This is a genomic window from Anaerolineae bacterium (genome assembly GCA_011176535.1).
Classification (GTDB): Bacteria; Chloroflexota; Anaerolineae; order Anaerolineales; family DRMV01; genus DUEP01.
The window spans coordinates 1-8,504 of sequence record DUEP01000120.1 but is presented as its reverse complement, the minus strand read 5'-3'; the positions used below and the strand labels follow the sequence as shown (position 1 = coordinate 8,504).

Genomic DNA, 8,504 nt, shown 5'->3' with positions numbered 1-8,504 from the left:
TACAATCCCCTGTTCATCTACGGCGGCGTGGGGTTGGGGAAAACCCATCTTTTGCACGCCATCGGTAACCGTTGCGCCCAGGATGGGCTGCGGGTTCGCTATGTCTCCTCTGAAGAGTTCACCAACGACCTCATCAACGCCATTCGCACCCACACCACGCAGGCCTTTCGGGAGAAGTATCGCCAGGTGGATGTGTTGCTCGTCGACGACATCCAGTTCATCGCCGGCAAGGAATCCACTCAGGAGGAGTTTTTCCACACTTTCAACACCCTGCACGGCCAGGACAAGCAAATCGTCATCTCCTCGGACCGCCCGCCCAAGGCCCTGGTCACGCTGGAAGAACGCCTGCGCTCACGCTTTGAGTGGGGGCTGACCGCCGACATCCAGCCTCCCGATTTTGAGACCCGGGTGGCCATTCTGCGGTTCAAGGCGGAGGAGTCGGGCCGCCAGGTGCCCAATGAGATCCTGGAGGCCATCGCCCGTCGGATGCAGTCCAACATCCGCGAGTTGGAGGGGGCGTTGATTCGCGTGTTGGCTTATGCTGACTTGCGGGGCGTGCCTTTGAGCCTGGAATTGATGGACATTGCCCTGGTCGATTTACTCCCCCGGCGGCGGGAACTGGACCCCAAGCAGGTGGTGGCCCTGGTGGCCGAGGAGTTCGGTGTACCCGTGGAACGTTTGCTGAGCAAGGAGCGCTCGCGCAAGGTGGTGCTGCCGCGCCAGGTGGCCATGTACCTGCTGCGCGAAGAAGCCCGCATCTCGCTGCCGCAGATCGGCGAGGCGCTGGGAGGGCGGGATCATACCACGGTGATGTACGCCTGTGACAAGGTAGCCGATCTGCTTGAGCGGGATGAGCAGTTCCGGCGGCGGGTGATGGACATTCGGGAACGGCTTCATGGGCGCATGCAGCCCATGCCGGTATAACCCCTGCCCCAGGTTAAACTCACCATCCCCAGACTCGCTGTCTGGGGGTGATTTGCTTTGAGGGTCTCTGGCTTTTCAGGTGCTGGCCAGATCGCGGATCACGGTCTCCAGGTCCTCCACATTCCCCAGCAAGGTCAGCGTATCCCCCAGGTGCAGGATGGTATTGCCCCGGGGCACGATGAACGCATCGCCGCGATGGATGGAAAGCACCAGCACCTGGGGCGGCAGCCCCAGGTCCCGCAGCCGTTTGCCGGCCAGTGCAGGGTTGCGCAGGTGCACCTCGGCCAGGTCCTGCCGATCCTCCGTGGCCGTGAGCAGGTGGAGCAAATCGGGATTGCGGGCCATAAGGGTCAGGAAAGTGGCCTGCGCCTCCAGCGGCGTGACCGGGTGGCCCCCCAGCAGGCGCAGGGCGCGGGTGAGTTCGGCCGAGGGGCTGAGGGCCAGCACCCGTTCGATGCCCAAAATCTGGCGCGCCAGCCGGGCCCAGGCCAGCACCTGCTCCTCGTCGCCCAGGGTGATGAGCACGGCGCTGGCGCCTTCCAGGTGGGCTTCGCCAGTTTCAGGTGTAGCCACCTGAGCGTTCAGCCCCCGTTCGCGGGCGCGCCGGACGCAGGCCGCTTCACCGTCCAGCAGCAGGTAGGGGGTGTGGTGTTCGTGGAGTTGCGAGGCAACTTGCAACCCCACGGCGCAGGCCCCAACGATGACCACCGGAGACTGTGTTGCGGCGGTGCGGCGGGGCAACAGTTGGGTGAACAGAAAAGGCGCGGCGGTGACCGTCACGATGGCGACTAGGATGACGGCCACCACCACCGCTTCGCTGAGCACCCCCAGGTCGCGCCCGATTTCGGCGGCGGCGATGATCAGTGAAAGCCGGGCGGAAAGCAGCACTCCTCCCCCCAGGCTCTCTCGCCAGCCAAAGGCCTGACGAAAGGCCACCGCCGGCACCAGTTTGGTCAGAATGGCCGCCAGCAGCAGGACCGCTATCAGCAGCCAGGAGCCGCCGTTTTCGGTCAACACCTGCAGGTTGAAGTCCACCCCCACCATGATGAAGAAAATGGGGATGAAGAAGCCGTATCCCATGCTCTCCAGTTGGTGGCGCAACCCGCCGTTGTCGTCTCCCAGGAGCAGCACGATGAGCAGACCGGCCAGAAAGGCCCCCAGAATGACCTCGGCCCCGATTACTTGGGCCAGGGCCACGAAGGCGATCATGGTCAGCAAGGCCAGGCGAATGTTGATTTGCGTGGTCGCCTGGCTGATTTCTTCGATCAGGGTGCGCATCCCGGGCAGCACCAGCACGCCCAGCCGGTAGAGAGTGAGCAGGGCCACAAACAGGAGCCCAATCAGCAAGAGTTCCAGCGTCAACCCATGGGAGATGAAGGCGACCTCAATGGTGATCAGCACCATGGTGGCGAAGTCGGCCACCAGCGCCGAGACCAGCAGTGTCTGGCCGTACCGGTCCCCTAAGTACCCCTGTTCTTTGAGCACTGGCATCACCACCCCTAAGGAGGTGGTGGAGATCACCAACCCCATGAGGAACAGGTTTTGCACCATCCCCGCTCGCCAGAGGAGGTAGGCTATCCCCGTGGCCAGGAGCAGGGTCAGCGCAAAGTGCTCTAGCGCCAGCACCAGGGGGGATGGGCCGCGTTTCTCCGGCAGGGGCTCTGAGGGGGGGTGCCTGGCTTTCCCCTGGGGGCCGATGCTCAGAGCCGAGATGTCGATTTCCATCCCGGCGAGAAACATGAGAAAGACAAACCCTACCTCGGCCAGCAAATGCAGGGTGGCGTCGTTGGGCTGCACCCAACTCAACCCACTGCGCCCCACGAGAATGCCGGCAAGGATTTCACCCACCACCACAGGGACGCGTAGGCGACGAAAGCGGCTGAACGCCAGCGGGACCAGCACTGCCAGGCCCAACACCAGGGCCAGGCCGGTAAATTGCAACGAGGTTTCGACTCCTTCCACAACTTCTTCTCCTCAAGTTATAATGAGGCCATGAGTGACCTTTTTGAACAGGCTTTGCAGCAACGGCTGGAGCGCGAGGCTCCTTTGGCGGCCCGCATGCGCCCCCGCACGCTGGATGAGTTCGTGGGGCAGGAACACATCATCGGGCCGGGCAAATTGCTCCGTCGGGCTATCGAGGCCGATCGGCTGTTTTCCTCCATCATCTTGTGGGGGCCACCGGGATGCGGCAAGACCACCCTGGCGCAAGTCATCGCCCGCCGCACCCGCAGCCATTTTGTCACCCTCTCGGCGGTGTTGGCCGGGGTGGCGGACCTGCGCCAGGTGATCCGCGAGGCGCGCGACCGCCGCAAGTTTCACGGCCAGCGCACCATTCTGTTCGTGGACGAGGTGCATCGCTGGAACAAGGCCCAGCAGGATGCCCTGCTGCCCCATGTGGAGGACGGCACCATCATCTTCATCGGCGCCACCACCGAAAACCCATACTTTGAAGTGATCGGCGCCCTGGTCTCCCGTTCACGGGTGTTCCAACTGCGCCCGCTGGAGGAGCACCACATCCGCACCCTTTTGGAGCGGGCCTTGCGCGATCCTGAGCGCGGCTATGGCAAGCGGAAGGTCGTGGTGGACGAAGACGCCCTGGCCCACCTGGTGCATGTGGCCGGGGGCGATGCCCGCAACGCCCTCAACGCCCTGGAACTGGCTGTGGAGAGCACCCCGCCCGATGACCAGGGCGTGATCCACATTACCCTGGAAGTCGCTCAGGAGTCCATCCAGCGCCGCGCGGTGCTTTACGACAAGGACGGCGATGCCCATTATGATACCATCTCAGCTTTCATTAAGTCCATCCGCGGCTCGGACCCTGATGCGGCCCTCTACTGGCTGGCGAAAATGCTCTACGCGGGGGAGGACCCGCGTTTCATCCTCCGCCGCCTGCTCATCCTGGCCGCCGAGGATATCGGCCTGGCCGACCCTCAGGCGCTGGTGGTGGCCACGGCGGCCGCGCAGGCCTTCGACCATGTGGGCCTCCCCGAGGGCGTGTTTCCCCTGGTGGAAGCCACCCTCTACCTCGCCACGGCCCCGAAATCCAACAGCGCCATGGCCTACTTCAAGGCGTACCGGCGCATCGAGGAGGTCGGCCCGGTGGAGGTGCCGGATCACCTGAAAGACCCCAGCTGCGACCGTGAAGCCCTGGGCCACGGCAAGGGGTACCGTTACCCACATGATGAGCCCGAGCACTTCGTGCCGCAGCAGTACCTGCCCCGCGAACTGCTGGGCACCTACTTTTATCGTCCTTCCGGGCAGGGCTACGAGCGGGTGATTGCCGAGCGCCTGGCTCGCTGGCGGGAGGCCCAGCGTCGGGCGTTGAACATCCAGCAGGTGGAGGAAGTCCCCGACCTGACCCCCGAAGAGGTGACCGACCTCAAGCGCAAACACCGCTAAACCCGCTCTACGGGACCGCCCAAAGCTTTGCGCCTTCTCGATGCGCGCCGAACGGCCTGGCTGAACGGAGGGCGCAGCCCGAAGTCGAAGCCCGGACTGAGGCAGGGAGGAGAGGGTACCCTGCCCTTCGCATTTGTCGTTTTACCGTTCCCCAAGGAGGTTCCTGTGCCCGTGTCCGCCGACGAGCGCCTTTTTCGCGCCGTGGCCTTTGCCGAGCAGGCGCATCGCGGTCAGTTCCGCAAGGGGACGCGCATTCCCTACCTTATCCACCCCTTGCGCGTGGCCGAGATCCTGCTGCGCGCTGGCGTCGCGCCCGATTTGGCCGTCGCTGCCCTGCTGCACGACACCCTGGAGGACACCGCCATCACCGAGGCGGCCTTGCGCCGGGCCTTTGGCGACCGCGTCGCCGACCTGGTGGTGGCCCTCAGCGAGCCGGAGCACCGCACCGCGCCCTGGGCCCGGCGCAAGGCGCACACCGTGGCCTTTCTGCGTACCGCGCCGCGGGAGGTGGTGTTGTTATCCCTGGCCGACAAACTGGACAACCTGCGCAGCATGGCTGAAGACTTGCGCTGGGTGGGCGAGGCGCTGTGGCAGCGGTTCAACGCCCCCAGGGCGCAGCAGGAAGCCTACTACCGGCAGCTGGCTGCCGTTTTTCGTCAGCGCCTGCTCGCCGACCCCGGCCGCCGCCTGGCCGCCGAATTCGCCACGCTGGTGGACGAGGTCTTTGCCTAACCGCCAACCCCAAATCGTCAATCCTAAATCGCTAATCCTCCAACGCCAATCCTCAATCGCCAATTCCACCCAAGGAGGCCCCCATGCCCACAGTACGTCTTGCTCTGCTCGGTTTCGGCAGCGTGGGACAAGCCCTGGCCCGTCTGCTCCTGCGCAAGCGCGACGAACTGCGCCAGCGTTACAACCTGGACTTTGTGGTCACCGGCATCGCCACCGGGCGTCACGGGGCGGCCATCGCCCCGGACGGGCTCGATCTGGAAGAGGCTTTGCGCCTCGCCGAGGCCGGAGAGCGGTTTGACGCCTTGAGCGCGGTCGCGCCCCCCGCTAACGGCATCGCCTTCGTACAGCAGGTGCCGGCCGAGGTGCTCTTCGAAAACACGCCGGTGAACTACGAGACGGGAGAACCCGCCGTGACCCACCTGCGGCTGGCTTTGGAACGGGGGATGCACGCCATCACGGCCAATAAAGGGCCGGTGGTGCACGCCTACAGCGAACTGACCGCCCTGGCGCAGCAGGTGGGCCGGCGCTTTTTCTTCGAGTCGGCGGTGATGGACGGCGCGCCCATCTTTTCTCTGTTCCGCGAAACCCTGCCCGCCGCGCAACTGCGCGCCTTTCGCGGCATCCTCAACTCCACCACCAACCTGATCCTGACCCGCATGGAGGAGCAAGGGGAAACCCTGGACCAGGCTGTGGCCTATGCCCAGTCCATCGGCATCGCCGAGACCGACCCCAGCGGCGATGTGGACGGGTGGGACGCGGCAGTCAAGGTGGCCGCCCTGGTGACCGTGCTGATGGGCGTTCCCCTCAAGCCCCAGCAGGTGGAGCGGGAGGGCATTTGGGGCATCACCACGGCCATGGTAGCCGAGGCCAAGGCCCAGGGGCGGCGCTGGAAACTGGTTTGCTCCGCCCGCCGCGAGGGCGATGGGGTAGTGGCCCGGGTCAGGCCCGAGTTGGTGGGCCCGGAATCCCCGCTTTTCGGGGTTCGGGGCACCTCTTCCATCGTTACCTTCCAGACCGATGTGTTGGGCGACCTGTCCATCGTGGAAGAGGACCCCGGTCCGCACACCACGGCTTACGGTCTGCTGGCCGATTTCCTCAACGCCGTGCGGTGACTTGCCGCGCTTATGCTACAATGGAGCCTATGAACGCCAAAAGTCCTTTCTACACAGGAACCGGTGATCAGGGTACCACGGGCCTTTTGGGGGAGGGACGGGTTCCCAAGGACGACCCCCGCATCGAGGCCGTTGGAGCGGTGGACGAGGTCACGGCGGTGTTGGGGGTGGCCCGCGCCCATGCCCAAGCCGGGCAGACCCGCGCGTTGTTGCTGGAGGTGCAGCGCGACCTCTACCGCCTGATGGCCGAGGTGGCCGCCACGCCCGAAAACCAGGCGCGGTTTCGCGGCATCACGGCAGAACGGGTGGCGTGGCTGGAGGAGCAGATCGCCGCGCTGGAGGAAGAGGTGCCGCCGCCCAAAGCCTTTATCTTGCCCGGGGATTCGCCGGGCGGAGCCTTTTTGGACCTGGCCCGCACGGTGGTGCGCCGTGCCGAGCGGCGCGTGGTGGCCCTGTGGCGGGCGGGGGGGCTGGAAAACCCCGCGCTGGCGGCTTACCTCAATCGGCTTTCCTCGTTGTGTTTTGTGTTGGAGTTGCTGGAGAATCAGGCCGCCGGGGTGGACACCACGCGCGCCAAAGCGTGATGCAGGGGCCACCTTTTCCCATCCTCAGCGGAGCGAGGCAGAGAGATGACCGGGACGATCATCAATGTGGTGACGGTGCTTGTCGGCGGCACCTTGGGGCTACTTTTCGGGGCGCGGTTGCCCGAGCGCGTCCGCGAGACCGTGGTGGGCGCCCTGGGGCTGTTTACGGTGGCCCTGGGGCTGCAAATGTTTCTCAAATCCGAGAACGCCATTCTGGTGTTGGGCAGCCTGCTCATCGGCGGCATTTTGGGCGAGTGGTGGCGCATCGAGACCCGGCTGAGTCGCTTGGGCTCCTGGCTGGAGCAACGCTTCACGCCCGGCGAAGCGGCCGCTGACCCGAAAGGTTCCCGCTTTGTGCGGGGCTTCCTGACCGCTTCGTTGCTGTTTTGTGTGGGGCCGATGGCCATTTTGGGTTCCATCCAGGACGGGCTGACGGGTGATTATTCCCTCCTGGCGGTGAAGTCGGTGATGGATGGGTTCGCGGCCCTGGCTTTTGCCTCTACCTTTGGCCCCGGCGTGCTCTTTGCCGCGCTGACGGTGTTGCTGTACCAGGGCGGGCTTTCCCTGGGCGCGGCCCAGTTGCAGAATGTGGTCACCCCGGCCATGATGAACGAGATGACGGCGGCCGGCGGGGTGATCCTGCTGGCCCTGGCGGTGAGCAGTTTGTTGGAGATCAAGCCGTTGCGTTCGGGAAATTTGCTGCCTGCGCTGGCGATCGCCCCGTTGTTGGTGGCGCTCTTTGGGTGGTGACCCCCTTCTGGGGGTGGTTGGATGCCTGGAGGTCCGGATGAACAGTACGGCGCGATCATGCGGGGCCGCGCCGTGGGTTTCTTCCCGGACCGGACCTCAGGGTTCAGGGTTGCTTTTTCAGCGCCTCCTCGATGGCTTTGTGGAACTCCGTGTAGGGAAACGCGCCTTCTATAAGTTGCTGGCTCCCATCGGGGGCGATGATCACGAAGGACGGTGTGCCGCGCACCCCGGCGGCGAAGCCGTCCTGCTTGTCTTTCATCGCGCGGGCGCGATAGGTGTGGCTCTCGAAGCAGGAGCGGAAAGCGTCCATATCCAGCCCTAGGGCTTCGGCGAACTTCATCAGCCGGTCGGGGGCGAAGGAGCCCACATTCTCCCCCTGCCAGTTGACAAAAAGCATATCATGGTACTCCCAGAAGCGGTTTTGTTCCCCGGCGCAGTAGGCCGCCTCGGCCGCGTCCAGGGATTCCTGGCCGATGAAGTCGCCCATGGTGCGATAGATGAAACGCACCCGGCCCTGGGCGACCTCTTTGGCGATGATCTCCGGCTCGATTTGTTGGTAGAAGTGCAGGCAATAGGGGCATTGGAAGTCGGAGTACTCGATGATGGTCACCGGGGCGTTGGGGGCGCCCATGGCGTTGTCCTCGGCGTTGGGGTGCTCCCGGCGCTCCGGCATGACCACGGCGGCGGAAACCGTGGGCGTGGCCTGGGCGCTCTGGCGGTTTTGAGCCACGATGATCCCGGCAAAGACGAGCAGGACCACCCCCACGATGATGAGCATGGTCACGATGCGTTGACGCTTCGCTTCCTGGGCTTTGCGCTGTTTTAAGGCCCGGCGTCGCTGTCGGGTTCGGGGTTTGGCCATAACACCTCCTCAGGTGAAACCAGGGTCACAGGGACACACCACTTGCGGTGTAAAAGGATTATGCCATGAGGATGACGGTTTGTCCAGTACACCGAAAGGAGTTGGGGATGTGGGGCTTTACAACTGGGACAAGTTCCCTTA

8 protein-coding genes are annotated in these 8,504 nt (G+C 64.6%); 6 read left to right on the top strand and 2 right to left on the bottom strand.

All coding sequences use genetic code 11. The features are described 5' to 3' along the window. Nucleotides 1-924: chromosomal replication initiator protein DnaA (gene dnaA, locus G4O04_10415; GenBank protein HEY58923.1), on the top strand; the 924-nt coding region annotated here is incomplete at its 5' end. A 75-nt stretch (nt 925-999) separates the two neighbouring features. Here dnaA and G4O04_10410 read toward each other — a convergent pair. Further along, entirely contained in the window at nt 1,000-2,886 is a 1,887-nt protein-coding gene (locus G4O04_10410) for a hypothetical protein (GenBank protein ID HEY58922.1), read from the bottom strand. Between the two features lie 30 nt (nt 2,887-2,916). Here G4O04_10410 and G4O04_10405 point away from each other — a divergent pair, with 30 nt between their 5' ends. The 5 genes from G4O04_10405 to G4O04_10385 all read left to right on the top strand — a co-directional run bounded on the left by G4O04_10405 (nt 2,917) and on the right by G4O04_10385 (nt 7,501). Then, nucleotides 2,917-4,323 (top strand): AAA family ATPase, encoded by a 1,407-nt coding sequence (locus tag G4O04_10405; GenBank protein HEY58921.1) that lies wholly within the window; start codon nt 2,917-2,919, stop codon nt 4,321-4,323. A 165-nt stretch (nt 4,324-4,488) separates the two neighbouring features. After that, nucleotides 4,489-5,055: a bifunctional (p)ppGpp synthetase/guanosine-3',5'-bis(diphosphate) 3'-pyrophosphohydrolase gene (locus G4O04_10400; protein HEY58920.1), complete on the top strand. Its 567-nt coding sequence runs from the start codon at nt 4,489-4,491 to the stop codon at nt 5,053-5,055. Nucleotides 5,056-5,138: 83 nt separating this feature from the next. Continuing rightward, on the top strand, nt 5,139-6,167 hold the full coding sequence (locus G4O04_10395) for a homoserine dehydrogenase (protein ID HEY58919.1): 1,029 nt from the start codon (nt 5,139-5,141) through the stop codon (nt 6,165-6,167). Between the two features lie 29 nt (nt 6,168-6,196). After that, nucleotides 6,197-6,751, top strand: a complete 555-nt coding sequence (locus G4O04_10390) for a cob(I)yrinic acid a,c-diamide adenosyltransferase (GenBank protein HEY58918.1) — start codon at nt 6,197-6,199, stop codon at nt 6,749-6,751. Nucleotides 6,752-6,796: 45 nt separating this feature from the next. Then, nucleotides 6,797-7,501, top strand: coding sequence for a DUF554 domain-containing protein (locus G4O04_10385; protein ID HEY58917.1), 705 nt, complete (start codon nt 6,797-6,799; stop codon nt 7,499-7,501). A 103-nt stretch (nt 7,502-7,604) separates the two neighbouring features. Here the strand turns inward: G4O04_10385 and G4O04_10380 are convergent, their stop codons facing one another. Next, a complete protein-coding gene (locus G4O04_10380) occupies nt 7,605-8,363 on the bottom strand; it encodes a DsbA family protein (GenBank protein HEY58916.1) in 759 nt (252 codons plus the stop codon). Between the last annotated feature and the right edge of the window lie 141 nt (nt 8,364-8,504).

Coding starts and splice junctions, on each gene's coding strand:
- G4O04_10380 (HEY58916.1), bottom strand. CDS start 8,363: ATGGCCAAACCCCGAACCCGACAGCGACGCCGGGCCTTAAAACAGCGC.
- G4O04_10405 (HEY58921.1), top strand. CDS start 2,917: ATGAGTGACCTTTTTGAACAGGCTTTGCAGCAACGGCTGGAGCGCGAG.
- G4O04_10385 (HEY58917.1), top strand. CDS start 6,797: ATGACCGGGACGATCATCAATGTGGTGACGGTGCTTGTCGGCGGCACC.
- G4O04_10395 (HEY58919.1), top strand. CDS start 5,139: ATGCCCACAGTACGTCTTGCTCTGCTCGGTTTCGGCAGCGTGGGACAA.
- G4O04_10390 (HEY58918.1), top strand. CDS start 6,197: ATGAACGCCAAAAGTCCTTTCTACACAGGAACCGGTGATCAGGGTACC.